The following is a 26,534-nucleotide window of genomic DNA, read 5'->3' as shown; positions in this document are numbered from 1 at the left end:
TATGGATACAGTTTTACTTAGTGATAATGAAGCAGACCTTATAAAAGCGGCTGAATTTATTAAAGACGGAAATATCGTTGGTATACCTACCGAGACTGTTTACGGTCTTGGAGCTGATGCTTCCAACGAGGAAGCTGTCAGAAAAGTCTTTGAAGCAAAGGGCAGACCCGCAGATAATCCTTTAATAGTTCATTTTGCTGACTTTTCACAGGCTTTGGAATATACAAGCTTTATACCTGAGCTTGCATATAAGCTTGCTGAAAAATTCTGTCCCGGTCCGCTTACAATTGTGCTTCCTAAGAATGATAGGATACCTATGATAACCTCAGGCGGACTTGATACAGTTGGTATAAGAGTACCGTCTCATAAGGTTATGCACAGGATAATAGAAATATCAGGACGGCCTATAGCTGCTCCTTCAGCAAATACTTCGGGATATCCAAGTCCGACATCTGCTGCTCATGTTATGAGAGATATGAGCGGTAAGATATCAGCAGTTGTTGACGGCGGAAGTTCTGAGTTTGGTGTTGAGTCTACAGTTATATCTATTGAAAACGAAAATACAGCCAGAATTCTTCGTCCCGGCTGTATTACAAAGGAAATGCTTGAACAGGTTTGCAGTGAAGTCATAATAGACCATGCGATACTGCATGAGCTGGAAGCAGGTCAGAAGGCTGCTTCTCCGGGTATGAAGTATAAGCACTATTCACCCAAGGCAGATATAATCATGGTCGAGAGTGATCTTGAAAAGTTTATCTCCTATGTGGGCGAGCATAATGGTGAAGGAGTTTATTCTCTTATTTTCAACAGTGACAGTGAAGTATTTCCTTACAGAAATATGACTTACGGAAAAGATAGTTCCGAACAGGCACATTTGCTATTTCAGCGTCTTCGCGAACTTGATGATGCAGGTGCAAAAAAGGTATATGTTCGTGCTCCGGAAACCAGCGGAGTAGGACTTGCAGTATATAACCGTCTTATTAGGGCGGCAGGATTCGAGGTGATAAGGATATGAATTCTCTGAATGGAGTTATGGTCGTCGGACTTACAGGACAGACAGGTGCGGGTAAGAGTACCGTTTCAAAGGTATTTGCATCAAATGGTTTTTCTATAATCGATGCAGACCAGGTCGCACGTAAAGTCGTAGAGAAAGGTACAAAGTGCCTTGATGAGATAGCGGATTTCTTCGGAAGTGGTGTTATATGCAGTGACGGCACACTTAACAGAAAAGCTCTTGCGGCTATTGTTTTTTCGGATAAAGCAAAGCTTGAGACTCTGAATACAATTACATATCCATATATCACAGGAGAGATACTTCGTCAGATACGTGTTCATTCAATGAAAGGTGAGAAGCTCATACTTCTTGATGCTCCTACTCTGTTTGAGAGCCGTGCTGATGATTTCTGTGAGATAATCATATCCGTACTTGCTGATGCTGATATAAGAGAAAAGCGTATAATTTCGCGCGATGGTCTGACTCAGGATCAGGCACGTAGAAGAATGAATTCACAGCTTGATGAAGTGTTTTTCAGAAGTCATTCGGATTACATTATTCATAATAACGGCAATATTGATACTGTAAACGGGATAGCGTGTGAGGTATCTGCGAAGATCAGAGAGCTGTATAATAATAAACAGACTCCCGTACAAGTGCAATAATACAGCTGTAATGGCTGATTATATATATTTCTGCGAAAGGAGAATTCATTATAATGGCAGAAAAAAAAGATGCAGTAAAAAAGCTTAAAGAAAAGCTTCTTGTGCAGCGCAAAAATGCTTATCACCTTATTTCAGAAAAAGAACTTAAAGCCTGCGATAAATTTTGTGAAGGCTATAAGGATTTCATGGATAAGTCTAAGATCGAGCGCGAGGTAGTTATATATTCAATAGACCTTCTGAAAAAGAAGGGCTTTGTTGAGTTTAAAGAAGGTATGAAGCTAAAAGCAGGGGATAAGATATATCGCTGCAATCGCGGTAAAGCTGTACTTGCAGCAGTTATCGGTACAGCTCCTATCACAGAAGGTGTAAGACTTTGTGCAGCTCATATTGATTCGCCAAGACTTGACATGAAGCAAAATCCACTTTACGAGGATACGGAAATGGCTCTGTTCAAGACTCATTATTACGGCGGTATCAAGAAGTATCAGTGGACAACGATACCACTTGCACTTCATGGTGTTGTAATAAAGGCAGACGGAACTACAGTTCCTGTAAATATAGGAGAAGATGATAAAGATCCTGTTTTCTGTGTTACCGATCTTCTTCCTCATCTTGCTTCAGCTCAGATGCAGAAGCCAATGGCTAAGGGAATAGCCGGTGAGCAGCTTAATATAGTTATAGGTTCACGTCCTTTCAAAGATGATGAGGAAAGCGGTTCTGTAAAGCTTAATATTATGAATATACTCTTTGAAAAGTACGGTATTACTGAGTCTGATTTTATCTCATCAGAGCTTGAGGCAGTTCCTGCTTTTAAAGCAAAGGATATCGGCTTTGACAGAAGCATGGTAGGTGCATACGGACATGATGATAAGGTTTGTGCGTATCCTGCATTAATTGCAACAGTTGATTGCAAAAAGCCGAAGCATACAGTTGTTACAGTTCTTACAGATAAGGAAGAAACAGGAAGCGACGGCAATACAGGTCTGAGATCAGCATATCTTGAGTACTTTATAGCTGATATAGCTGAAAATTTAGGCTCTGATGCAAGAACGGTGCTTTCTGCTTCTGAGTGCCTTTCAGCAGATGTTAATGCTGCATTTGATCCTACTTTCCCTGAGGTAAATGAAAGAAATAACTGTGCATACATAAATCACGGTGTTGTTATTACAAAATATACAGGCGCAAGAGGCAAAGCAGGTACATCTGATGCTTCTGCTGAGTTCACAGGACGCATAAGACGTCTTATGGATAAAGAGAATGTTATTTGGCAGACAGGTGAACTTGGTAAGGTAGACGAAGGCGGCGGCGGTACAGTTGCAGCTTATATCGCTAACCTTAATGTTGATACTATCGACCTTGGAGTTCCTGTACTTTCGATGCACGCACCATACGAAATAGTATCAAAAATCGATACATATATGGCTTACAAAGCTTTTGCAGTATTTATGGCTGACTAATATAGTAAAAACTCCTCGGACTTACCGAGGAGTTTTTTATAATTGAGTATGTAAAAAAATCCGTGTACATTTGTACACGGATTTCATTATATTTAGTTATTCTTCTTTGCTTCTATATCAGCAAGAGCATCCTTACGTGAGAGGTTTATTCTGCCCTGACGGTCGATCTCTGTTACCTTAACAACGATCTCGTCACCGATAGAAACTACGTCCTCAACCTTTTCAACTCTCTGCTTGTCAAGTTTTGATATGTGAACAAGTCCGTCCTTGCCCGGAGCTATCTCAACAAATGCACCGAAGTCCATAATTCTTACTACCTTACCCTTGTAGATAGCACCTACCTCAGGATCGTTAGCGATTGTATGGATTATCTGGAGTGCCTTGTTAGCGTTATCTCCGTCAACACCGCTGATGAATACATTACCGTCATCGCTGATGTCGATCTTAACATCACAGTCAGCAGATATCTTCTGGATAACCTTACCGCCCTGACCGATAACTTCACGTATCTTATCAACTGGTATCTTAGTCTGGAGCATCTTAGGAGCATACTTATTTACAGTTGGTCTGCTCTCAGGGATAGCCTTGAGCATGATCTCGTCAAGAATGTAAATACGAGCTTTTCTTGTCTTTTCAAATGCTTCCTTAATGATAGCTGGTGTAAGACCGTCAACCTTGATATCGACCTGGATAGCTGTGATACCCTTGTGAGTACCGCCAACCTTGAAGTCCATATCGCCGAAGAAGTCCTCAAGTCCCTGAATATCAACCATTGTCATGAATTCATCGCTGTCAGGCTTTGTGATAAGTCCGCAGGAAATACCTGCAACAGGAGCTTTGATAGGTACACCTGCGTCCATAAGAGCAAGTGTTGAACCACAGATAGAGCCCTGCGATGTAGAACCGTTTGAAGAAAGTACTTCTGAAACGAGTCTGAGAGCGTATGGGAATTCTTCAACAGGTGGGATAACAGGTGCAAGAGCTCTTTCAGCAAGAGCACCATGACCTATCTCACGACGTCCTGGACCTCTGCTTGGCTTTGTTTCACCAACAGAATAGCTCGGGAAATTGTACTGGTGCATATATCTCTTTGAATCTTCTTCATCAAGACCATCTATCTTCTGAGCATCGCTTACAGGACCAAGTGTAGCAATTGTAAGGACCTGTGTCTGACCTCTTGTAAAGAGACCTGAACCGTGAACACGAGGGAGTACACCAACTTCAGCAGCGAGCGGACGTATCTCGTCAATGCCACGACCGTCAACACGCTTGCCTTCGTAGAGCCAGTTACGAACGATCTTCTTCTGTAGCTTATAGATACACTCGTCGATCATAGCGATCTGCTCAGGGTACTTCTCGTCGAAGTTAGCGTGGATATCGTCAACGATAGGGGCAAGTCTCTCGTCACGAACGTTCTTGTCGTTTGTATCGAGAGCAAATTTTACACGATCAACTGCAAATGCTTCGATAGCATCAAACATATCATGGTCAACTTCCATTGACTCGAATTCAAACTTTGGCTTACCGATCTGAGCGCGGATATCACTGATAAATGCTACCATTTTCTTGATCTCTTCGTGACCTGTAAGAATAGCATTGAGCATTGTATCCTCAGGAACTTCGTTTGCACCTGCCTCGATCATTACGATCTTTTCAGCAGTACCTGCAACTGTAAGGACAAGATCTGTCTTAGCTCTCTGTTCAAGTGTAGGATTGAGAACGATCTCACCGTCAACAAGACCTACATTGATACCTGCAATAGGACCATTCCACGGAATATCGGAAATAGAAATTGCAATAGAAGTTGCGATCATACCAGCGATCTCAGGAGAGTTATCAGGCTCAACTGCGAGAACTGTCATTACAACTGAAACGTCATTTCTCATATCCTTTGGGAAGAGTGGACGAATAGGTCTGTCGACACATCTTGAAGTAAGGATCGACTTCTCTGAAGGCTTGCCCTCACGCTTTGTGAATGAACCCGGAATTCTGCCTACAGAATAAAGTCTTTCTTCATAGTCAACTGAAAGAGGGAAGAAATCAACGCCCTCTCTTGGCTTTGCGCTTGCTGTAACGTTAGCCATTACAACAGTTTCACCGTATCTTACCCAGCATGAACCATTGGAAAGACCGCAAGTCTTACCAGTTTCGACAATAAGTGGTCTGCCGGCATAGGTGGTTTCAAAAGTTCTGTAATTTTCAAACATCTGTTTTCCTCCATTTATTTATATTTATCAGAGGAGAGCTTTTAGAAGTTAGAGGTAAAAGTAAGATATATCACAACCCTTACCTCTGACTTCTAATCCCTTACTCTGATAGACGTAAAGGCAGAAGGATATAAATACCCCGCTGCCTTCATTCACACTGTAATTACTTACGGAGACCGAGCTTCTCAACGATAGCACGATATCTCTCGATATCCTTCTTCTTGAGATAACCGAGGAGATTACGTCTGTGACCAACCATCTTGAGAAGACCTCTTCTTGAGTGGTGATCGTTCTTGTGGCTCTTGAGGTGGTTTGTAAGATCGTTTATTCTTCTTGTAAGAATAGCAATCTGAACCTCAGGAGAACCTGTGTCGTTTTCGTGTGTTCTGTTAGCCTCAATAACGGCTGTCTTTTCATCCTTCAATAACATTTGAAGCACCTCTTAATAAAATATTCCGTTAACTCAGAATGAGGTGAAAATCGAGGACAAGCCTCAAACCAAGTACACGGTGATAATATTATACCATAAAATTTATCTTTTGTAAAGTACTTTTTTAGAAAAATATGATTTTTTAAAATTGTAGCATCCAGAAAAGAAATTCCCCTTTAGTATATGAGGATATCATATACTAAAGGGGACGGTATAAGTCTTTTTTATTGTAATGTTGCTCAGATATCAGTATTGTTTTCGTTTACTTCAGTTGCAGTATCTGTTGTATTATCGTTATCATAAAGTACAGATTCAGATATTTCACCGCGCATAAGCTTTTCAAAGTCATCACCGTCGATCTTCTCGTATTTGAGAAGGTACTTTGCAAGTAAATGCATTTTATCAGCATTTGCTTTGATAAGCTCGGTACAGTCGTTGTAAGCTTTTTCAATAATAGAACGTACTTCTTCATCTATCTGAGCAGCAACAGCTTCACTGTAGTTTCTTGTATGGCCGTAATCCTTGCCGAGGAAAACTTCATCGTTATCGGAGCCGTAAACAACAGTTCCTATCTTCTTTGAGAAGCCGTATCTTGTAACCATGTTTCGAGCTGTTGCAGTTGCGCGTTCAATATCGTTTGAAGCGCCTGTACAGATATCATCAATGAAAAGTTCTTCTGCAACTCGGCCGCCGAGAAGCATTACAATGCTTTCGCGCATCTGATTTCTTGAAACGTGGCGGTCATCGTTATCAGGTCTTGTGACTGTAAGTCCGGCAGCCATACCACGCTGGATAATTGTTACCTGATGAACTTTATCCTGAGTTTTGAGGTTATAAGCAGCAACTGCATGACCTGCTTCATGATAAGCTGTTACAAGCTTGTCGTGCTCTGTAACTATTCGTGACTTCTTTTCCGGACCTGCAATTACCTTCATAGTTGCTTCTTCAATATCAGCTTCTGTGATAGCAAGACGGTTATTTCTTGCAGCAAGGAGAGCGGCTTCGTTCAGGACATTTTCAAGATCTGCACCTGTAAAGCCCTGAGTTGTACGTGCGATAGTCTTGATATTTACATCTGGACCAAGAGGCTTGTTTTTTGCGTGTACCTGGAGAATTTCTTCTCTTCCCTTAACGTCAGGGTAGCCTACAACTATCTGTCTGTCAAATCTGCCCGGTCTGAGAAGAGCCGGATCGAGGATATCACGTCTGTTAGTAGCAGCAATAACGATTACGCTTTCATTGCCTGTAAAACCGTCCATTTCAACGAGAAGCTGGTTAAGTGTCTGCTCACGCTCATCGTGGCCACCGCCGAGACCTGCGCCTCTGTGACGACCTACAGCGTCAATTTCATCAATAAATATGATAGCAGGAGCGTGTTTTTTAGCCTGTTCAAAAAGGTCTCTTACTCTTGAAGCACCGACACCGACGAACATTTCAACAAAGTCAGAACCTGAAATAGGGAAGAACGGACAGCCTGCTTCACCTGCAACTGCTCTTGCGAGGAGAGTTTTACCTGTACCTGGAGGTCCTAAAAGAAGAACGCCCTTTGGTACTTTAGCACCGAGATCAGTGTATTTCTTAGGATTTTTAAGGTAGTCAACTATCTCAACAAGCTCCTGTTTTTCTTCATCAGCACCTGCAACGTCCTTGAATGTAGCTTTTCTTGCACTTGCACTGCTTTTCAGATTGGCTTTGCCGAAGCTTGTGTATTTACCGCCGCCGCCGCTTTGCTTCATCATAAAATAGAGAATAGCAACGCCGAGAAGTATTGTAAGAATAACAGGGATCAAAGAGTACAGCCATGTTCTGTCGGTTATTTTGATATAATCCTGTTCAAGCTGCTGATCCTTCTCTTTGTCTTTATTATATTCCTGACGATAGTCCTTGGTATCTTCAAGGAATATATTTACATTAGGAACAGTATAATGTCTTTCCTTTTCTTCGTTACCAACCCTATAGGTGAGATCACCTGTTCCGAGATCAAGTTCATAATATGATACCTGATAATTATCAAAAAGACTTATGATCTCAGAGTATTCTGTTTTATTGTTTGTTGAGTTCAGCCTTGAGCTTACATAAATAAGCAGGAAAACGGCTGCAATAATCAGCATGAGATAGGTAAAGATACCCTTGCTTTTCTTTGGTGTCAAATTATCCTCTCCATTTCTTACGATCGTATAAACGAAATTTTTAAAAACCTGGCTGTATTTGTATCGGGTGAAATACGGTCGGCAATACCGATCTTTTCAGCAAGAATGGTCCCACATTCATCTTCAATAAACAGAAGATCCGCACGTTCATCAGCAGGTATTTTTTCATTGATCAGCTTTTTTACGGAAGAAGTAAAGTCTCTTCCTTTTAGTTTGATCTTATCGCCGAACTTTCTTGTTCTGACAATAAGCTTACCTCTTATTTTATCATAATCAGCAACATAAAATGTGGATTTTTTGTTAACAGCTTCAATTTTCTTCAAATTATCACATTCAACAACATCACATTTTACAATACAGCTGCCTATTATATTATCTTCTCCAATGTTAATATTTGTCGAAATAATGACTTCTAAGGGCTTTTTTAACTCTTTTAGTTCAAGTACATCATTTTGGCATAGAAGAAAAAAAGAACCGGAAATATTTATTTTTCCACCATTTTTCAGAATATCATCAGCTTCTTCAAGTCGTCTGAATGAGTAGGGAAGGTGATTATCCGCAAGCAAACGAGAAATACAGCGTTTTCTGATCACAGCATCATAGATACTCAAACCAGTGATTTTATTGCCATTTCTGCATTTTTCTTCTGCTTCGGTGACGATTTTTTCTATAAACTCATTTTCTTCTCTTATATTGTTTATAGTATTTACAGATGTATCATTTACCGATGAATTGATCTCTGACAGCAGCGGAACTACCTTATGCCTGATCTTATTTCTTGTATAGTCATCAGACAGATTTGTACTGTCTGTAACATATGACTGTTCTCGCATAGAAAGATATTCTTCGATCTCCTGACGAGTAACAGTCAGAAGCGGTCTTATTATATTGCCTCTGATCATAGGAATACCTGATAGCCCCTTTACTCCCGTACCGCGAGATAAATTCAGAATTACTGTTTCAAGATTATCATTGGCATTGTGGGCTGTAGCAAGTTTCTTGCTCTGCGAGTTTTCTTCAAAAATCTTATATCTTAGCTTTCTTGCGGCTTCCTCCACAGAGAGACCTTCCGAAGCTGAAAGTGATTTAACATCGCATGATACAGCCTTAAACGGTATACTGAACCTTTGGCATAATTCACGGCAGAAATTCTCATCTCTGTCGCTTTCAGCTCCACGTAAGCAGTGATTTACATGGATTGCCTGTACATCGATATTCAGCTTTTCTTTTAATTCATTCAAAACTAAAAGGAGAGCAACACTGTCTGCGCCGCCAGATAGTCCGCATACAACAGTATCTCCGGCAGTAAGCAGTTCATTTTTTAAAATAAAGTTGTAAACCTTGGTTAACATATTCATACGTTTTCAGGAACTTCATTATAATCAGGATTTGAGAATCGTGTATACTGACCGTCCCATATCAGCTCAACTGTACCTGTTTCACCATGACGGTTTTTGGCAACGATACATTCTGATATATTCTGACGCTGGCTTTCTTTGTTGTAATATGCTTCGCGATAAAGGAACAGAACGATATCAGCATCCTGCTCAATAGAACCTGATTCACGAAGGTCAGACAGCATCGGTCTTTTATCTGTACGGCTCTCAACAGCACGTGAAAGCTGTGAAAGAAGTATTACAGGTACATTAAGTTCCTTAGCCATTACCTTTAGCTGACGGGTTATTTCACTGATAACAGTAACTCTGTTATCGGAATGTGAAGTTGATTCCATAAGCTGTAGGTAGTCTATAATTACTAAACCGAGATTTTTAGTTCTTCTCAGCTTGGCTTTCATCTGCTGAACGGTCATACTTGCAGTATCGTCGATGTAAAGGGGGATAGTACTGAGATATCCTGCGCTTGTGGCGAGTTTTACCCAGTCTTCACCTGTTATTCGACCGTTTCTGAGCGTATTTGACTCAACAAGAGCTTCTGTAGAAAGAATTCTTGTTGCAAGCTGTTCTTTTGACATTTCGAGATTGAAAGTAACAACTTCTTTCTCAGAGCGTCTTGCTACGTTGGTAGCAATATTCATGGCAAAAGATGTTTTTCCCATACCGGGGCGTGCAGCAATAATGATCAGGTCGGACTTGTTAAGTCCCGAAGTTATGCTGTCAAGAAGGGTAAAACCTGTTCTTGCACCAACATATTTTTCTTTATCGGGACCAGATATTTTGCCAAGTCTGTCATATGCTTCTGCAATTGCATCAGAAAGGGGAACAAGTCCTTTGACATCTCTGCCCTGTCTTATATCATATATTTTCTGCTCGGCAGCATCAAGAAGAAGCTGTGCATCTTGCTCACCTGACTGTACATCATCAAGTATAGCTCTTGCAACATAGCTGAGACTTCTGAGGAAGTATTTATCAGCAACTATCTTACAGTAACTCTGTATATTGGATGTTGAGGGGAGCAAATTGCCTATTTCGGCAAGGTAGCGTCTGCCCTCGGCAGGACTTTCAAAAATATGTTGTTTTTCCGCTTCATTGAGCACTGTAACTATATCAACAGGAAGACTCATAGAATTCATTTGCAGCATTATTGAGTATAGTGCTTTATGCTGTTCATTGTAAAAGTATTCCGGTTTTATCAGTTCAATTACATCTGAAAGAACTGACGGCTGAGAGATTATAGCACCCAGAACGGATTGTTCAGCCTCAATACTGTGAGGAAGCTCACGAGTCGAGAGCAGGATCTCATTTTCGTCCATATTATCCACCGATCAGCCTTCGCTGACTTCAACATCAATAGTTTCGGATATACCGTTATAAAGCTTTATTGCGGCTGTATAAGAGCCGAAATTCTTTATATCTGTACTGAGTGTGATCTTCTTTTTGTCTAACTGTACACCGAATTGCTTTGAAATAGCCTCAGCAACGTGTGCAGCTGTAACTGAACCGAAAAGCTTGCCGTTAGAACCTGCTTTTGCAATTACATTAACCTTCTTGCCTTTAAGTTTTGCAGCAGCTTCTTTTGCAGCCTGAACATCCATATCAATCTTATGCTGAGCAGAAGCCTGAGCGCCTTCAAGTTTATTCATATTTTCTGCGGTCGCCTCTACCGCATAACCCTTTGGGATAAGCATATTACGAGCGTAGCCGTCTGCAACATTCTTTAATTCGCCTTTTTTTCCTGATCCTTTTACGTCCTGTAAAAAAATAACTTTCATATCTATACCGACCTTTCTTTTTATGATTCCGAACTGTTTTTACGACAGTCGTCAATAGCATAAATAAGTGCTTTTACTGCATCTGCGATCTCAACGTTTTCAAGCTGAGTAGCTGCCATTGTCTGATGACCGCCTCCACCGAGCTGTTCCATTATTATCTGGACGTTGAGGGCTCCCAGTGAGCGCGCAGAAATATTAATAGTGTTTGCTGTTCTGTAGATCACAAACGATGCGTCAACATCGGTTATGCTAAGTAATTCGTCTGCTGCCTGAGGTGCAACTAATCTGATATCGTCTGACTCAAAATCAGCTGCTGCGATTGCACAGTGATTATGTATCTTTGCAGATGCTACTATCTGAGTTTTTCTTCTGTAAGAGTCTATTGAATTTGAGAAGAGGAGCTTTACAGCTACTGTATCTGCACCAAGTTTTTTCAGAAAAGCAGCTGCTTCAAACGTTCTGACACCTGTTCGCATTACAAAATTCTTGGTATCGAGCATTATTCCTGCAAGAAGAGCATCTGCATGGCAGCTTGCGATCTTTTCATCGGAATTATAATTGAAGTACTGGATTATTTCTGTTACCATTTCGGAAGCTGATGAAGCATATGGCTCATGGTGGAAGATAACAGCATCATCAATGAAATTGACAGTTTTTCTGTGATGATCAACTACAACTACAGAATGAGCTTTTTCGTAAAGTACACGGCTTTCAACATAATCCCTATTATGAGTATCTACAATAATGAGGATATCATTGACACCTATCATGCTTTCAGCTTCAGCAGGAGTTATGAACAGACCGCAGTCCGTTTCTGCATCAATAGTATCAATGAGATTGGAAGCGAGATTTTTAGTGCGGTCAACTGCTATATACGCTTCTTTGCCGAATATCGACACAGCACCTGCAAGTCCGCAGGCAGCTCCTACAGAATCAAGATCACCGAAACGGTGTCCCATAATAAATACTCTTTCAGAGCTCATTATCAGATCCTGAAGAGCGTTTGCGATGATCCTTGTCTTTGAACGTGAACGCTTTTCAACGCCTTTTGAAACTCCGCCAAAAAATCTGTATCCGCTCTCTGTTTTAACAACAGCCTGATCTCCGCCTCTGCCCAGTGCCATATCAAGACACTGACGCGCGATCTTTTCACTTTCGGAAAGGGAAGAAGCTCCCTGACCTACGCCGATAGAGAAGGTGAGAGGGTATTTTCCTGCAATTTTGATGTTTCTTGCAGCATCAAGAAGCTTGAATTTACCGTCAATAACTTCTTTAAGGTGACGATTTTCCAGAACAGCAAAGAAAGTATTTGCAGAAGTCTTTTTTATAAAGCCGTTCGTTGTGCTCATAAAGTTTTCGATGAGCTTTTCTGTCTCGACCGAAGTCTGAGCCTTTTCACTTTCTTTAGCGTTCTGCATTATATCGTCGTAATTGTCGATCGTAATGACAACAACATTTGGATGAGATTCATCCATATTTTTCTTTATACTATAATAACTCGTATCATCGTGGAAATAGAGGACAAGAAAAGACATATCTTTTTTTGTGAACTTTTCAGTTGTAACATTATAGATACAGCCATTCAAAGGACAGAGTGCAGAGCCGTTAGCTATCAGCGACTCAAGGTCTATCTTTACAAATCCTTCAAAGTCATGTCCGTATACATCTTGTCCGAGACCGATCTTTTCAGCAAAGATCTGATTGTACCATACAAATTTTTTATTATCATCTATAACAGCAACAGGTGCAGGAAGTGAATTCATGAATTCGGCAGCCGAGCTTTCAAGGTGCTGATTCATTTTTGATATTCGCCGCATTGCGTTCCGTGAGTAAATGATAGTATAGACAATACAAGCAAAGATAAATGCCACAGCTGAAATAAGAACTATATTAATGACTTTATCGTTGTGGTCTATCAGCAGAAATGTACTCGTCAAAGCTCCGAGTGCAAGCAAATGAAGAGTCAGCAAAACTGCCGGAAATTTATTTTTCAACTTAAATCTCCTTTCGGAAAATCATGTCTCCATAATTATAGGAAGTATCATAGGACTGCGCTTTGTTTTCTGATAAATATAATCAGAAAGTGCGTCACGAAGCTTGCCCTTGAGGGAATTCCACTCTCTTAATTCGCTTGCAGAGCAGTTAGCGAGGGTATCGGTGAGAAGTCCCTTTGCTTCTTCCATAAGTTCTTCTGACTCACGGACATATACAAATCCTCTTGATATGATATCTGGACCTGCAACTATCTCATTTGTGCTTCTTTCAATTCCAATAACGATTATGATAAGACCGTCCTGTGCAAGATGCTTTCTGTCTCTGAGGACAATAGAGCCAACATCGCCGACACCAAGTCCGTCTACAAGAACTCGTCCTGCAGGGACCTGAGATACGATCTTCATTGAATTGCCATCAGTTTCTATAACGTTGCCTATCTCAGCAATAATTACATTTTCATTGGGGAGTCCCATTTGCTTTGCAAGGTCAGCGTGTTTTTTGAGATGTTTGTATTCACCGTGAACAGGGATAAAGAATTTCGGTTTTGTCAGAGCCTGCATGAGTTTAAGTTCTTCCTGACAGGCGTGACCTGAAACGTGAACTTCGTACATAGCCTCATAAACGACCTCAGCACCTGATTTCATCAGTTCATTTACAACTCTTGTAACAAACTTTTCATTGCCTGGAATAGGAGTTGCAGATATGATAATGAAGTCCATAGGGGTAATATTTACCTTTTTATGGTCGTTCATAGCCATTCTGGTGAGAGCTGACATAGGTTCGCCCTGACTTCCAGTGGTTATAAGAACGATTTTTTCACTCTCATATCGGTTCATCATTTCTATGTCAATGAATATACCATCGGGAACATCAAGATATCCCAGTTCAATAGCAGTATTTATAACATTTACCATGCTTCTGCCGAATACAGCGACTTTTCTGCCGTATCTTTCAGCGCAGTTGACGATCTGCTGAACACGGTGGATATTTGAAGAGAAGGTAGCGATGATTATACGTTTTCCTTCGCCCTTCTGGAATAGCTTATCGAAAGATTCACCTACAGTTCGCTCTGAGTGTGTATAGCCCGGACGCTCGGCATTTGTCGAATCAGCCATAAGTGCAAGGACTCCGCGGCTTCCGAGCTCACCAAATCTTGCAAGATCAATTATTTTGCCGTCAATAGGGGAATAATCTACCTTGAAATCGCCTGTATGAACGATAACACCGGCAGGAGTATGGATAGCCATACCTACTGAGTCAGGGATAGAATGGTTGACTTTTATGAATTCAACAGCCATACAGCCCATTTTTACTGTTTTCTTTGGCTCTACGATGTTAAGGTTGACCTTTCCGTAAAGTCCCTGTTCCTTGAGTTTACCCTCGATAAGTCCGATAGTAAGACGTGTAGCGTATACAGGAACGTTGATTTTTTTAAGAAGGTAGGCAAGTCCGCCAATATGATCCTCATGACCGTGAGTTATAACGATACCTCTGATCTTTTCCTTGTTGCGTTCAACATAAGTGAAATCTGGTATTACAATGTCAACACCAGGCATATCGGCATCAGGAAAGGCGAGTCCGCAGTCAAGAATGAAAATATCATTTGAACATTCAAATACGGTCATATTTTTACCGATCTCGTTAAGACCTCCGAGAGGTATTATTTTTACAGGAGTCTTTTTGACTTCCTTAGGCTTTCTGCCTGCTTTCGGCTTGGCAGCAGCAGTTGGTTCAGCCTTTACCTTTTTTTCAGTCACTGTTTTCTCTTTCGCAGATGTTCTTTTTCTGTAGGTTCTCTTAGGCGCAGCTGCTGAATTCTGCTTCGCCTTTGTATTTTTTTCCTTTTCGTTCACTATATGACCTCGCTTTCAAAAATAGGGAAAACTTCCGCATGAACGCTGCGAAAGCTTTAAAGATATGTAGAAAGCTTCGGAATGGATTAGACAAAAACTATCCGTTATATGCCATGCTGCTTAAAAATGAATACAACAATGGCTAAAATCGGCGATAAAAAGACTGACCACATACAAACAGGCGAACGTACAGACTCGTTAATATCTGAGCCAAACCTGATGAAAATATGTGACCAATTTAATATTATATTTCCGAAGCAAAATATACCGCTAATCGCCCTGCGGTTTTATATCTTAATGACGATTTTTCGCCATAAAAGCCTTGATAAATATATATAAACGTACTGCTTAAAAATGAGCAGACAAAATTATTCACACTATAATTATACAAAAACCAAATGCTTATGTCAATAGCAAAAAGCCTTTTAAAACAACATTTGGCAAAATATATAAATTTTTATATTCGGTTGAATTTATTGTGGTATTAGATAATTATTATATGCTGTATAATCTCCGTATATTTAAACAAACGCTAATATTAGTTATTGACCTAATTAGATCGTTTTATTCTTTCCACCTTGTTTATCAGCAGAATAAGTCCTACAATGTTAACAAAAGCCATTAATCCGTTAAAAATATCGGATATAGTCCATGCTTTGTCTGCTTTAATAATTATTCCGACAGCGGTAACCAGCGAAAATACGAAGGAAAATATTTTTTTTGATAATTTATTGTTTAGAAATACAAATGCTGTTTCTCCGCAATAATACCAGCCGATGATAGTACAAAAAGCAAATGTTGTCATTAATACAGCGATAAAATAGCATGAATTATCGCCTAAAAAAATATGGAAAGCTTCTTCAACTGTATTGTTTTTGGACGCAGAAAGAACTGTGAGAGCGGTGAGAGTACAGCAAATCATAGTATCTATAAAAACTTCAAGCATACTGCACATTCCTTGAAGTTCTACATTTTTACAGTTGTCAGACGTGCTGTGAAGGATAGGAGAACTTCCCAGTCCTGCTTCATTTGAGAATACACCGCGTCTTATGCCAGCTGAAATAGCTTTAGATATACTATATCCTGTAATTCCGCCTACACATTTGCTGATACCGAATGCTTCTCTGAATATACTTAGAAAAACGTTTGAAAGCTCAGAACGTGTTCGGTACAGAACAAAAATACATATTACAGCATATAGAATGGTTGCGAACGGAAGAAAAATCTGTGCGGCTTTCTCAATTCTTTTAGCTCCGCCTCGAACTACAGTAAAAACGATTATAAATGCTATAATTGATAAATGAAACTTACTGATCCCTGTACAGTTTGTTACACTTTCGGACATAGCATTAGCCTGTACCATTCCACCCATTCCAAATGATGCCAGCAGACAGCAGAAGGCAAATAGTTTTGCAAGTTTTCGGCTTCCGATACCTTTAGACAGATATGCCATAGGTCCTTTTGTATTTTTGTCGCTGTATATCGAAGAAAGTGAGTTTTCGGCGTATACTATTGCCATACCGAAAAAGGCTGAGATCCACATCCAGAATACAGCACCTGCTCCGCCGATCGTAATAGCTGATGCAACTCCTGTAATATTGCCTGTTCCCATTGCTGTGCCAAGAGACATACAAAGTGTTTTGAACTGATTTTTCCTTATTTCTTTGCTGCGAGTACTTTTTATAATGTATGGGATCAATCTGAACTGGACAGCTTTTAATTTTACGGTATATACTATGCCGATAAGCAGAAGCATAAAGACAAGTCCTTTTCCCCATATCAGACCATTTATTCTTTCGAGCATATGTATCATTTTCTCCTGTTTTATGCGTTAAAGTTTACAATTTGTTTTTAATTTTCCTTTTACATTAAATGATATTTGTGTTATAATAAAAATATACTATGAAAGGGGGAGGAGAATGAAACAATATGTACCTGACAGACACTGTCTCAGCACATTGCGTCTTATTATTACTGCGATAGCTGTTATTATTATTGCGGCAGCAAGGTACTTTCTGCCAATGGAAAATGTAGTATTTTTCATAACTCTTGGTACGATAGCAGTCGCTTGCTTTGAGATGTTTATTCATTTGCCCCTTTATTTTTCGTCAATAAGCTATATTGCAACAAAAAGCGAAGTAATAAAAAGCAGTGGCGTTTTTATAAAAGTACATCAATCGGTAAGATATTCCTCAGTTCAGTATACAACAGTTATAAGCAGCACTTTTTCACAGTATACGGGATTTAATTTTATAATATTCTTTGTTTACGGCGGACAGCTCAGACTGCTTTTCCTGAAACAGGCTGATGCCAAAGAAATAATCAGGCTCTCAGGTACTATTAACATAAGGGGTGACAGGCATGTACCATGAACACCCAATAAAGATGCTGAAATACTCCTTCAAGAACATCTGGCTCCTTGTATTTCCTCTTATGCGCGGTATATACACATACCATTTTGATAAAGACTGGTTCTACAGCTGGGTGAAAGGCGCATGGTTTGATATTGCCGTACTCGGAGCTATTCTTGTTTTTGGCTTTGTCAGGTGGTTCTTTTCACGGATAGACTTCACAAGCGAGGAGATCGTCCACCGTGACGGAGTATTTGTCAGAGTCAATACGTATATTCCATACAAGAATATCAGTTCTTCGACGGTAGAACAGCCTTTTTATCTCGTTCCGTTAAAAGCGGTGCGGTTTCGCTGTGATACCCGTGCAGGAATATTCAAGACAGTTGACATGAAGCTTATTGTCGGAAAGAAAGCGTTTGATGCAATAATGCTTCATATGCCTGATATCAATGAAAAGAAAAAAATAGAAGGACTGCCGCAGATAAATATGCTATCAGTACTTCTTTTTTCGATTTTTTTCTCCAGCGGATTCTCAGGTACTATTTATGTTGCTACATTTTTCTTTAAAGGCGGAGATATTGCATATAATATTATCAGCAGATCTCTTAATCTCCTAACGGAAGAAACAGCTAAAATATCAGAAAAACTTGTATTGAAAATTCCTACAGCTGCGTTGTTTATAGGTGTTTTCTTCATTGTATCATGGTTTTTGTCGTTTCTGGTGAATCTTTTCAGATATGGCAGATTTGTTATAGAATGTGATAAGAAATACATGAAGATCGGTTATGGTATTCTTAACAGGAAGGAATATCGCATAAAAACTTCACATATCAATTATACCGACCTTAGACAAAATCTTATTATGAAAATGTTTGGTGCAGTTGCGGTAAATATCAATTGTCCGGGATATGGAGCATCAAAAAACAGACTTCCTGTGCTTTTGCCAGTAAAATTTGAGAAAAATCTCAGTAACGACCTTAACGTGATAGGAATATACAGCGGAATAAAAAACGATTACTGTGCTCAGCCTGCGGGAATAGGCTCATATCTGCTTATACCGCTGTTGGTCACAGCTCTTATTATACCGTCACATGATTGGATAGCAGAGTTGTTCCCTCGTTTTGCCGAGCTTTCTTTTTTTATTGCAGTAATGCTTGAAATACCTTCCGTATGGTTCATAATAGTGAAATTTACTGCTTTAATGACCAGCGGTGTTGCTTTATATGAGGATAAAATAATGATCCGCTGCTCAGTATGGACGAGATTTCATACGGTTGTATCGGAAAAAGACAAAATAATCAAAATCGAACTTGAGCAGAATTTGTTGCAGGCAATGAGCGGACGATGTGCAATGAGCATATGGTTTGAGGGAGAGGAACACAGGAGATTTAAGATAAAAGCTATGAATGCTGATGAAGTACGTAAAATCGCAAAAAAGCTCGGGTATGAACTTGGAAATAAAGTTAGTGCTTGACTTTTGATGCAAAAAATGATATCATAATCAAGTGAGTAGACTATGCGGTAGCGGAAACGTTTTAGTTTATGAGGAAAGTCCGGGCATCACAGAGCAGGATAGCTGCTAACGGCAGCCGAGGGCGACCTTAGGGCAAGTGCAACAGAGATATACTGCCGTCATATTGACGGTGATGGTGGAAAGGCGAGGTAAGAGCTCACCAGAGTGCTGGAGACAGTACTGCTATGTAAACCCTATTCGATGCAACGTCTATTGGTGCTTGTTATCTTAACGTCTGCTCGGCGGATAATAAGTAATGACGGCTTCAGCTTATCGGCGACGATAAGCGTAGATAAATTACCGCACACGACAGAACCCGGCTTATCGGTCTGGTCACAAAAAAAGAGAGCGTATGCTCTCTTTTTTATTTATGTATATTAATCTCTCCACATTTTTCTGTATGAGAAGCAGGTGAGGTTTTCCGCCTTTTTAAACTGTCTTGCGAAGTAGCTTTGATCGTTAAATCCGCAAAGATGAGCTATTTCTTCCACTGATTTATCAGAAAAACGGAGAAGTTTTTTTCCGTAATTTATACGTGCATTGATGATATGCTGGAATATAGTTTTACCGTATATCCTTTTGTATTCTCTTGTAAGGTAGTATTTGCTTATGTAGAACTGCGATGAAAGCTTCTCCAAAGAAAGATCTTCCGTAAAATGATCGTCAATATAGTTATTGACTGCTGCAAGCTTCTGTTTAAGGGCGGAATCATATTGCTGATCTGTTATATTTACAGAAAGTGCAAGTGTGAGTATATCAACGATATATTTGGACGTAACGATCTCAGCATCAGGTTCTTTTTTCTCATTAACTTCCAGAATATCAGTTATTGCAGAAACGACTTTGTCAAAAAAAGCAGGTCTGAAAACATTTTTTGACTGGGAAATAAAGTAATCATAGTACTGCTGAGAAGTACCGCCGTTAAAATGTATCCACAGAAGCTCCCAGGGATCTCTGTCCGAGCTTTTGTAGAAAAAAGGAGATCTGCAGTCTATAAAGAAGCAATCGCCCTTTACGAGCTGGAAGTTTTCACCGCCTATAGAAAGTTCGCCTTTACCGCTTATAACTGCAACAATAAGAAATGATTCAAGAGCTTGCCTTTGTATCGCAGCAGCATCTTCAGTTTTAGCAAAGCCAACTTCCTGTATATAAAAGAAAGTATTCTTTGCAGATGGACTTGGCGTACAAATTATTCTTTTGGAAAGCTTGCTACTGAATATTTTATTTTCAACTTTTTCCACGTAAGCACATCCTTTTCAATAACAGAGCAATATTGTACTAATATTATATCACGAAGTAACATATAAATCAATATCCGCTTGGAAATAACTGTTTTTATTTCAAAAAAAGCAAAGCGATGATAATTAATATCATTCCTATGAGCACAAGCTTTTTTCTGTATTTTGACAAATGCTTTTTTTCTTGTTTGTCTGGAATAAGAGCGGATAAAATGCGCTGAGCTTCCTTTTGGGATATTGCTTCGGGCAATATCGTTACATTTGGTTTTACATAGAGAACAGCTTTCTCAAAATACAGACTGTCAGGATTATTGATCTCTATTATTTTCTTATTTACGCCTTTTATCATAGTACCTCCGATGAAAATATTTACCGAAAGTATTGGCTGAAAAAAAGAGTTTATTCACTTTGCTTGGAAATACTGCGGATATAATGGAACAGATACTGCTGAGCTATACCTGCATCTTTTTTTGCAAATTCGGGAAATCCGTTTGGATAATATTCTGCAAGAACTCTTTTTATCCATACATCTATTGGGAATGCTTCCGTTCTGTACATACCAAACAGAAGAACACATTCTGCCACCTTTGGCCCTACGCCTTTTATTTGTTTCAAAGCACTTCTTGCTTCATCTATAGGCATTTTTGATATAGCTGAAAGGTCAATGATACCGTTTGCAACTTTTGATGCTGCATCAGCGATGTATTTCGCTCTGAAACCGCTGCGCAGGTATGATAAGGAGTCAGGTGTTTCAGCTGAAAGCTTTTCACAGTCAGGAAATCTGCCGTGATAATTTTCGCAAAGCCTGTCTATTATACCTTTAATTCTTGGTATATTGTTGTTCTGGGAAATAATAAAGGAAATTAGGCACTCCCAGCTATCCTGCCTTAGCAGACGAATACCGCCTGCAAATTTACAAGCTTTTGAAAGAGTCTCATCTTCCGAAAAAGTCTTTTTTAACTCGGAATAATCTGTCTCAAAGTCGAAGTAGTTTATCCATTTTGAAACAAAATCATTTTCATCGGTATTATGAAAAATAAAACTTCCTTTGTCATTCTGTGAAACAGTGAGCTTATCATTAATGAAAGCTCCCTCATATGTACATATATGATCAGACGGTATCTTCTTCCAGCGGAAAGCCTGTCCGCAGTCAAGAGTCTCATCAAGATCAAGATCGGGTTCGTAAACGATAATATCGTTTCCCTGTATCCTGTAATCCATATTTTTCTCCTTTAAATATAGTTATATATCTAAACAAAAATCTTATACTTGATTTTTCATTTAAATTATACTAAAATATAATAGAGAATACAATAGCAAGGAATGATTTTTTTGAAAAAATTTTTATCTTCCATAATTTTAGCAGCTGCTATAGGTATGTTTTTTAATGGGTGTTCATCAAAAAGTGACACAAAAGAAAGCCGTGTAGAAGCAACAAGTCAGCCTTTTACAGAGCGTGACGTTGAAACTGCTGAAGGTACTTATGTTTTTGACAGGGCAGGTATCCTTGATGCAGAAACATTAAAAGCCTGCAATGACTATGCAGGCTGGCTCTATAAAGAGAAGCTTATAAATACAGCCGTTATAACAGTAAATGATCTTGAAGGCAAATATCCATATGATTACGCTGCCGAAGAATACAATAAGCTTTACGAAGGAAAGGGAAGCGGTCTTGTTATTCTTATAAATAATGATACAAAATATGATTCTGTATTCAGATCAGGTGCTTGTCTCTCTAATATATCCGATAAAGAGGAGAATAATGCTGTTTATTGGGAAACAAAAGAAGTATTCAAGGGCGATTATCGTTCTGCGATATTGCGCCTTTTGCAGCTCGGCGAGCTTTGTCCTACACACATTATCGACAATGCTCAGATATTTGATTTTGACCAGCTGAACAAGATCGAAAAATCGCTCGGTTCATGTAAAGAAGATGTTACACTGCTTGCTTCACATAACGGTTCTGAAACGTCTAATGAACAGATACTTCAGCAGTATTACGACCGCAAATATAAGAATGATAAGGGCATAATGTTTATGCTTGATACGATATCAGGAAAAGTGATCGTTCATTCGTCTGAAAAGATCTCTACTGATATTGAAAAAGCACTTAAAGATGCTAATGCATTATCTTCAAAGGGGGATAACTACGGAGCTGTCAACAAAATTCTTGAAGCTTTAAAATAAGCCATAGTACTGAACTACAATTATTACATGATCATATATCATTTTTAGAAGGAGCTGATACGTTATGCCGCCTATAGGAGGTCCCAGAGGAATGGGATATCTTACTGATGAAGAAAAGAAAAACAGACCTAAAGTCACAAAACAACTGCTGAAAAGAATATTTTCATATTTAAAGCCTTATTGGAAACAAATGGTGATAGTACTTATTGCCATTGTCATTTCTTCGATCCTGACTCTTTTGCCGTCAGTTCTCACCGGTAAGATAATTGATGAAGGACTTATAGGCAGAAGCCTTAAAAAGCTTATATTTTTTATTGTTTTATCTCTTGTTGTAACTCTCGGTGCAAATCTTATAGGTGTACTTGAAAGTTACATGAACACATGGATAGCACAGCATATAACTTATGATATGCGCAATAAAATGTATCTGCATCTGCAAAAAATGTCCCAGAGGTTTTTCACCTCTAATAATCAGGGCGATATAATAACACGTATGACAAGCGATATTTCTGGAGTTCAGCAGATAATAACAAATACACTTACAAGTATACTTTCAAATTCTATCACGCTTATCGTAGCCATGATAGTAATGTTCAGACAAAACTGGATACTTGCAATAGTCGGAATACTTGTTGTACCGTTGTTTGCTATCCCGACAAGAAGTGCAGGAAAGACAAGGTGGTCTATAACTAAAGAATCACAGGCTTGCAGCGATGAGATCAATGGTATCCTGAATGAGACTATGTCAGTAAGCGGTCAGCTGCTTGTAAAGCTTTTCGGCATGGAAAAGACAGAATACGAGAAGTATGAAAATGTAAACCGCCGAATGATAAAGCTCAATATACGCGAAGGCATGGCAGGACGCTGGTTCAGAGTAGCTCTTACAACTTTTTCGAGTATCGGACCGATGCTTATCTACCTTGCAGGCGGAATACTTATGATGAAGTTTGATTCTGAGCTTACGGTAGGTGATATTACTGTACTTGTTGCACTTCTCGGCAAAATGTACGGTCCTGTAAATCAGCTTCTCAACATACAGGTCGACTGGATACGTTCGATGGCGATGTTCACACGTATTTTTGAATATTATGATATGCCTGTTGAGATAGAGAATGCTCCCGACGCTATAACTCCCTCTGCTCCGCCCGAGGGAAAAGTCGAGTTTAAAAACGTTGGTTTTTATTATGATAAAGAGCGTCAGATACTCAGTGATATCAATTTTTCGCTTGACAGCGGTAAGTGTATAGCAGTTGTAGGTCCGTCAGGTTCAGGAAAAAGTACACTTGTAAATCTTATTCCGCGTCTTTATGATGTTACGGCAGGCAGTGTACTGTTTGACGGTACGGACGTCAGAAAGCTTGATCTTGCATATTTGCGCAGCCATATAGGCATAGTAAGTCAGGAAACCTATCTTTTTAACGGAACAATTCGTGAAAATCTTTTGTATGCAAAGCCCGATGCAACAGAAGATGAGCTTATAAATGCTTGCAAACAGGCTAATATATATGAATTTGTACAGAAACAGGAAAACGGTCTTGATACTGTTGTAGGCAACCGTGGTTTAAAGCTTTCGGGCGGCGAAAAACAGCGTATTTCAATTGCGCGAGTTTTGCTGAAAGATCCTGCGCTTATGATATTTGATGAGGCTACTTCGGCACTTGATTCAATATCCGAACAAAAGATACAGGACGCTATCGAGCCTCTTATTTCTTCACGAACGAGTATTCTTATCGCTCATAGACTGTCAACTATACTTGCAGCAGATGAGATACTCGTCATAAAGGACGGTATTATCACAGAAAGAGGTACACACAGTGAGCTTGTAAACCGTGGTGGAGTCTATACAGAGCTCTATAAAACTCAGTTCAGTAAAGCTGAAACAGGTGCAGAACGTTTTGAATATACGGAAGGTGAAGATTAACTTTGCTTTCATGAAAGGAAGGATATGCTATGAGTGAAAAGGATTTTTATATAGAAGCATTTGATAATTTGCCTGCACTTGCAGATAACAGCGAGTCAGTCAAGGAAAAATTCGCTCACGTTTTCTATGATTTTTTACAATTGTCACATCTTTATGATTCAGCTATAGAAGTAGTAAAAACATATCTTGGCATACTTGATAATGAATTCAGCGTAAAATTTCAAAGGAACCCGATACATAATATTGAGAGTCGATTGAAATCTCCTCAGTCAATAATAGGGAAGCTTCAAAAAAAGGATCTTCCCATAACTACAGAAGCTGCACGGAAAAATCTTCTTGATCTTGCAGGTATAAGGGTAACCTGCTATTATATCACTGATATATATGCTATCGTTGAAATGCTTTCAAGGCGTGATGATTTTACTGTGATAAAGCGAAAGGACTACATAAAAAATCCAAAACCAAGCGGATACAGAAGCTATCATATGATACTTAATGTACCTGTATATTTATCTTCTCACAAAGAATATGCTCCTGTAGAGATTCAGATACGTACAATGGCTATGGATTTCTGGGCAAGTCTTGAGCATCAACTGAAATATAAGACTTCCTCAGATATTCCTCACGAGATATCAGAGGAACTTAAAGAATGTGCAGAAAGAATTGCACAGACGGATCTGCAGATGCAGAATATATATATGCAGATCAAAGATATGGAATAGAATTATAAAAGCTCATCGATTTCGATGAGCTTTTTCGGCATAAAAGTACTTTAAATAATCCTATTTACAAAAAAATTCCCGTTCACAAACGCTCTGACTGATGTTATAATATTAAAGTCATCAGTCAAAAAGAAAGGAGCATAAAAATGTTCGGGATAGTAAAAAAAATAAAGCGTGAGGTCATAGATAAAACGATCTATATGGAGATATTCGGCGATAACAAAGTTGCATACAGAGTTTTAAGCGGAAGAATGAGGATATTTGATGATGAAGTCATTACATACGGCATAGAAGTAATCGACCACAGAAATGGTCATAAGGAGATAATATCTGATTTTTCACGAAATATAGAAGATGCAGTAGCTTTTGCGGAGATGCTCATAAGTCTGAAAGTAAGACCTTGCCAGCTTTACAGCAAAGCACTTGATTATTTACGCGTATCCATATAAAATTTACTTTTTGGGTATGGACAAATTGAATTTTTTATGATATAATATCAAATTGAATGGTAAATAGCCATATCTGGAAAGGAGAGATCGCATTGGCTGAACTTAAATATGAGATCACAGAGAAATTGGGTGTTCTTTCTGAGAACGCTAAAGGCTGGACAAAAGAGCTTAACATGGTAAGCTGGAACGAGCACGAACCTAAGTACGACATTAGAGAATGGTCTCCTGATCATTCAAGAATGGGCAAGGGCGTAACTCTTACAGCAGACGAGCTTGCAGAGCTTAAAGAGCTTCTTGCAGGAATTGACCTTGATTCTTTTGAATAAGCATAAAAAAGCAGCTCAAAGAGCTGCTTTTTTTATTTTAATATTGCTTTTCCGCCGAAATATGCAAGTACAAGTATACCGAGTACTATTCTGTACCAGCCAAATACCTTGAAATCATGCTTTTTGATATAGTCCATGAGGAACTTGATAACAAAAACAGATACTAAAAATGCAACTACCATACCGACCAGAAGTACTGCAAGTTCGCTTCCTGTAAAATCAAATCCGAACTTTACAAGCTTCAGCAGGCTTGCTCCGAACATTACAGGAACTGCAAGGTAGAATGTGAATTCAGCAGCGACTGTACGTGAAACACCGATAAGGAGAGCACCGACTATAGTTGCACCTGAGCGTGATGTACCCGGGAATATTGCAGCTATAAGCTGAAAAATACCGATAATAAATGCTGCTTTGTATGTAAGCTCAGCAATTGTATTTATCTTTGCTTTTCTGCCTTTGTTCCAGTTTTCAACAATAATGAATGCGATACCAAATACGATAAGTGCTATCGCAACAGTCCATGGATTGTAGAAATGCTTATCGACCCAGTCCTCAGTTAAATAACCTATTACAGCAGCAGGTACACAAGCAACAAGGACCTTGAACCACATCTGGAATATATCTGTTTTTACCATTTGTCCGAAAGGCGATTTGTTAAGCGGATGCTGATTGTCTTTTTTACCGAATGGCCAGAGTTTTTTCCAGAATATAACGACTACAGCCATGATTGCGCCAAGTTGTATAACAACGTCGAACATTTCCTTGAATTCATCTGATTTATCGAGTTTCAGAAATTCTCCCACGAGGATAAGATGACCTGTACTGCTTATCGGAAGCCATTCAGTAATGCCTTCCACAATACCAAGTATGATTGTTTTGATTATCTCCCAAATCATTATGTAAGATT

At 39.3% G+C, this 26,534-nt stretch carries 23 protein-coding genes and 1 other RNA gene; 11 read left to right on the top strand and 13 right to left on the bottom strand.

The genetic code is table 11. The features are described from left to right. The first annotated feature begins 1 nt into the window (after window position 1). From BLW60_RS00260 to BLW60_RS00250, 3 genes are read left to right on the top strand one after another with little or no spacing between them, the layout of a single operon-like run. Window positions 2-1,015 (top strand): L-threonylcarbamoyladenylate synthase, encoded by a 1,014-nt coding sequence (locus tag BLW60_RS00260; RefSeq protein ID WP_074713918.1) that lies wholly within the window; start codon window positions 2-4, stop codon window positions 1,013-1,015. After that, window positions 1,012-1,659: a dephospho-CoA kinase gene (gene coaE / locus BLW60_RS00255; protein ID WP_081348058.1), complete on the top strand. Its 648-nt coding sequence runs from the start codon at window positions 1,012-1,014 to the stop codon at window positions 1,657-1,659. Before BLW60_RS00260 ends, coaE begins: the two co-directional genes overlap by 4 nt. A gap of 53 nt (window positions 1,660-1,712) precedes the next feature. After that, entirely contained in the window at window positions 1,713-3,116 is a 1,404-nt protein-coding gene (locus BLW60_RS00250) for an aminopeptidase (RefSeq protein WP_074713917.1), read from the top strand. 92 nt (window positions 3,117-3,208) lie between these two features. Here BLW60_RS00250 and BLW60_RS00245 read toward each other — a convergent pair whose 3' ends face one another. The 9 genes from BLW60_RS00245 to BLW60_RS00200 form a co-directional block, all read right to left on the bottom strand. Continuing rightward, window positions 3,209-5,323, bottom strand: a complete 2,115-nt coding sequence (locus BLW60_RS00245; RefSeq protein WP_074713916.1) for a polyribonucleotide nucleotidyltransferase — start codon at window positions 5,321-5,323, stop codon at window positions 3,209-3,211. 163 nt (window positions 5,324-5,486) lie between these two features. After that, the gene (gene rpsO, locus BLW60_RS00240; RefSeq protein WP_074713915.1) at window positions 5,487-5,753 is read right to left on the bottom strand and encodes a 30S ribosomal protein S15; all 267 of its coding nucleotides are present in this window, start codon (window positions 5,751-5,753) and stop codon (window positions 5,487-5,489) included. Window positions 5,754-5,992: 239 nt separating this feature from the next. Further along, window positions 5,993-7,864, bottom strand: coding sequence for an ATP-dependent zinc metalloprotease FtsH (ftsH, locus tag BLW60_RS00235; protein ID WP_081348094.1), 1,872 nt, complete (start codon window positions 7,862-7,864; stop codon window positions 5,993-5,995). A gap of 56 nt (window positions 7,865-7,920) precedes the next feature. Further along, window positions 7,921-9,255 carry a tRNA lysidine(34) synthetase TilS gene (gene tilS, locus BLW60_RS00230; RefSeq protein ID WP_207645897.1) on the bottom strand — a complete coding sequence of 445 codons (1,335 nt, stop codon included), beginning with the start codon at window positions 9,253-9,255 and terminating at the stop codon, window positions 7,921-7,923. A gap of 2 nt (window positions 9,256-9,257) precedes the next feature. Next, window positions 9,258-10,613, bottom strand: coding sequence for a replicative DNA helicase (dnaB, locus tag BLW60_RS00225; RefSeq protein ID WP_074713913.1), 1,356 nt, complete (start codon window positions 10,611-10,613; stop codon window positions 9,258-9,260). 12 nt (window positions 10,614-10,625) lie between these two features. Then, window positions 10,626-11,072 (bottom strand): 50S ribosomal protein L9, encoded by a 447-nt coding sequence (gene rplI / locus BLW60_RS00220; protein ID WP_074713912.1) that lies wholly within the window; start codon window positions 11,070-11,072, stop codon window positions 10,626-10,628. Between the two features lie 20 nt (window positions 11,073-11,092). Then, window positions 11,093-13,066 (bottom strand): DHH family phosphoesterase, encoded by a 1,974-nt coding sequence (locus BLW60_RS00215; protein ID WP_074713911.1) that lies wholly within the window; start codon window positions 13,064-13,066, stop codon window positions 11,093-11,095. Window positions 13,067-13,087: 21 nt separating this feature from the next. Further along, window positions 13,088-14,920 carry a ribonuclease J gene (locus BLW60_RS00210; protein WP_074713910.1) on the bottom strand — a complete coding sequence of 611 codons (1,833 nt, stop codon included), beginning with the start codon at window positions 14,918-14,920 and terminating at the stop codon, window positions 13,088-13,090. Between the two features lie 550 nt (window positions 14,921-15,470). Next, the gene (locus BLW60_RS00200) at window positions 15,471-16,724 is read right to left on the bottom strand and encodes an alanine/glycine:cation symporter family protein (protein ID WP_074714431.1); all 1,254 of its coding nucleotides are present in this window, start codon (window positions 16,722-16,724) and stop codon (window positions 15,471-15,473) included. 115 nt (window positions 16,725-16,839) lie between these two features. Here BLW60_RS00200 and BLW60_RS00195 point away from each other — a divergent pair, with 115 nt between their 5' ends. The 3 genes from BLW60_RS00195 (at window position 16,840) to rnpB (ending at window position 19,124) form a co-directional block, all read left to right on the top strand. Continuing rightward, a complete protein-coding gene (locus BLW60_RS00195; RefSeq protein ID WP_074713908.1) occupies window positions 16,840-17,292 on the top strand; it encodes a hypothetical protein in 453 nt (150 codons plus the stop codon). Then, on the top strand, window positions 17,282-18,745 hold the full coding sequence (locus BLW60_RS00190) for a PH domain-containing protein (RefSeq protein ID WP_074713907.1): 1,464 nt from the start codon (window positions 17,282-17,284) through the stop codon (window positions 18,743-18,745). Before BLW60_RS00195 ends, BLW60_RS00190 begins: the two co-directional genes overlap by 11 nt. Before the next feature lie 32 nt (window positions 18,746-18,777). Beyond that, an RNA gene (gene rnpB, locus BLW60_RS00185) (RNase P RNA component class A) lies at window positions 18,778-19,124 on the top strand. A 37-nt stretch (window positions 19,125-19,161) separates the two neighbouring features. Here the strand turns inward: rnpB and BLW60_RS00180 are convergent. From BLW60_RS00180 to BLW60_RS00170, 3 genes are all read right to left on the bottom strand, one after another. Further along, window positions 19,162-20,025, bottom strand: coding sequence for an AraC family transcriptional regulator (locus BLW60_RS00180; protein WP_074713906.1), 864 nt, complete (start codon window positions 20,023-20,025; stop codon window positions 19,162-19,164). 94 nt (window positions 20,026-20,119) lie between these two features. Next, window positions 20,120-20,371: a hypothetical protein gene (locus tag BLW60_RS00175; protein WP_074713905.1), complete on the bottom strand. Its 252-nt coding sequence runs from the start codon at window positions 20,369-20,371 to the stop codon at window positions 20,120-20,122. A 50-nt stretch (window positions 20,372-20,421) separates the two neighbouring features. After that, a complete protein-coding gene (locus tag BLW60_RS00170) occupies window positions 20,422-21,243 on the bottom strand; it encodes a DNA-3-methyladenine glycosylase family protein (protein WP_074713904.1) in 822 nt (273 codons plus the stop codon). 111 nt (window positions 21,244-21,354) lie between these two features. Between BLW60_RS00170 and BLW60_RS00165 the strand changes: the two genes are divergently transcribed. From BLW60_RS00165 to BLW60_RS00145, 5 genes are all read left to right on the top strand, one after another. Further along, window positions 21,355-22,209, top strand: a complete 855-nt coding sequence (locus BLW60_RS00165; RefSeq protein WP_074713903.1) for a TPM domain-containing protein — start codon at window positions 21,355-21,357, stop codon at window positions 22,207-22,209. 64 nt (window positions 22,210-22,273) lie between these two features. Further along, window positions 22,274-24,130, top strand: a complete 1,857-nt coding sequence (locus BLW60_RS00160) for an ABC transporter ATP-binding protein (RefSeq protein WP_074713902.1) — start codon at window positions 22,274-22,276, stop codon at window positions 24,128-24,130. A gap of 29 nt (window positions 24,131-24,159) precedes the next feature. Next, entirely contained in the window at window positions 24,160-24,852 is a 693-nt protein-coding gene (locus BLW60_RS00155) for a GTP pyrophosphokinase (protein WP_074713901.1), read from the top strand. Window positions 24,853-24,998: 146 nt separating this feature from the next. After that, a complete protein-coding gene (locus BLW60_RS00150; protein ID WP_074713900.1) occupies window positions 24,999-25,301 on the top strand; it encodes a DUF6514 family protein in 303 nt (100 codons plus the stop codon). A gap of 92 nt (window positions 25,302-25,393) precedes the next feature. Beyond that, entirely contained in the window at window positions 25,394-25,627 is a 234-nt protein-coding gene (locus BLW60_RS00145; RefSeq protein WP_028516597.1) for a YdbC family protein, read from the top strand. Between the two features lie 32 nt (window positions 25,628-25,659). Here BLW60_RS00145 and BLW60_RS00140 read toward each other — a convergent pair whose 3' ends face one another. After that, window positions 25,660-26,526 carry an undecaprenyl-diphosphate phosphatase gene (locus BLW60_RS00140; RefSeq protein WP_074713899.1) on the bottom strand — a complete coding sequence of 289 codons (867 nt, stop codon included), beginning with the start codon at window positions 26,524-26,526 and terminating at the stop codon, window positions 25,660-25,662. Window positions 26,527-26,534 lie beyond the last annotated feature (8 nt).

The sequence above is a fragment of the Ruminococcus flavefaciens genome (assembly GCF_900108555.1).
In the GTDB taxonomy this organism is placed as follows: domain Bacteria; phylum Bacillota; class Clostridia; order Oscillospirales; family Ruminococcaceae; genus Ruminococcus; species Ruminococcus flavefaciens_P.
The sequence above is the reverse complement of the archived record's forward strand: the minus strand, read 5'-3'. Positions and strand labels throughout refer to the sequence as shown.

Coding starts and splice junctions, on each gene's coding strand:
- BLW60_RS00250 (WP_074713917.1), top strand. CDS start 1,713: ATGGCAGAAAAAAAAGATGCAGTAAAAAAGCTTAAAGAAAAGCTTCTT.
- BLW60_RS00195 (WP_074713908.1), top strand. CDS start 16,840: ATGAAACAATATGTACCTGACAGACACTGTCTCAGCACATTGCGTCTT.
- BLW60_RS00190 (WP_074713907.1), top strand. CDS start 17,282: ATGTACCATGAACACCCAATAAAGATGCTGAAATACTCCTTCAAGAAC.
- tilS (WP_207645897.1), bottom strand. CDS start 9,255: ATGTTAACCAAGGTTTACAACTTTATTTTAAAAAATGAACTGCTTACT.
- BLW60_RS00200 (WP_074714431.1), bottom strand. CDS start 16,724: ATGCTCGAAAGAATAAATGGTCTGATATGGGGAAAAGGACTTGTCTTT.
- BLW60_RS00155 (WP_074713901.1), top strand. CDS start 24,160: ATGAGTGAAAAGGATTTTTATATAGAAGCATTTGATAATTTGCCTGCA.
- ftsH (WP_081348094.1), bottom strand. CDS start 7,864: ATGCTGATTATTGCAGCCGTTTTCCTGCTTATTTATGTAAGCTCAAGG.
- rpsO (WP_074713915.1), bottom strand. CDS start 5,753: ATGTTATTGAAGGATGAAAAGACAGCCGTTATTGAGGCTAACAGAACA.
- dnaB (WP_074713913.1), bottom strand. CDS start 10,613: ATGGACGAAAATGAGATCCTGCTCTCGACTCGTGAGCTTCCTCACAGT.
- BLW60_RS00175 (WP_074713905.1), bottom strand. CDS start 20,371: ATGATAAAAGGCGTAAATAAGAAAATAATAGAGATCAATAATCCTGAC.
- coaE (WP_081348058.1), top strand. CDS start 1,012: ATGAATTCTCTGAATGGAGTTATGGTCGTCGGACTTACAGGACAGACA.
- BLW60_RS00170 (WP_074713904.1), bottom strand. CDS start 21,243: ATGGATTACAGGATACAGGGAAACGATATTATCGTTTACGAACCCGAT.
- rplI (WP_074713912.1), bottom strand. CDS start 11,072: ATGAAAGTTATTTTTTTACAGGACGTAAAAGGATCAGGAAAAAAAGGC.
- BLW60_RS00160 (WP_074713902.1), top strand. CDS start 22,274: ATGCCGCCTATAGGAGGTCCCAGAGGAATGGGATATCTTACTGATGAA.
- BLW60_RS00150 (WP_074713900.1), top strand. CDS start 24,999: ATGTTCGGGATAGTAAAAAAAATAAAGCGTGAGGTCATAGATAAAACG.
- BLW60_RS00245 (WP_074713916.1), bottom strand. CDS start 5,323: ATGTTTGAAAATTACAGAACTTTTGAAACCACCTATGCCGGCAGACCA.
- BLW60_RS00260 (WP_074713918.1), top strand. CDS start 2: ATGGATACAGTTTTACTTAGTGATAATGAAGCAGACCTTATAAAAGCG.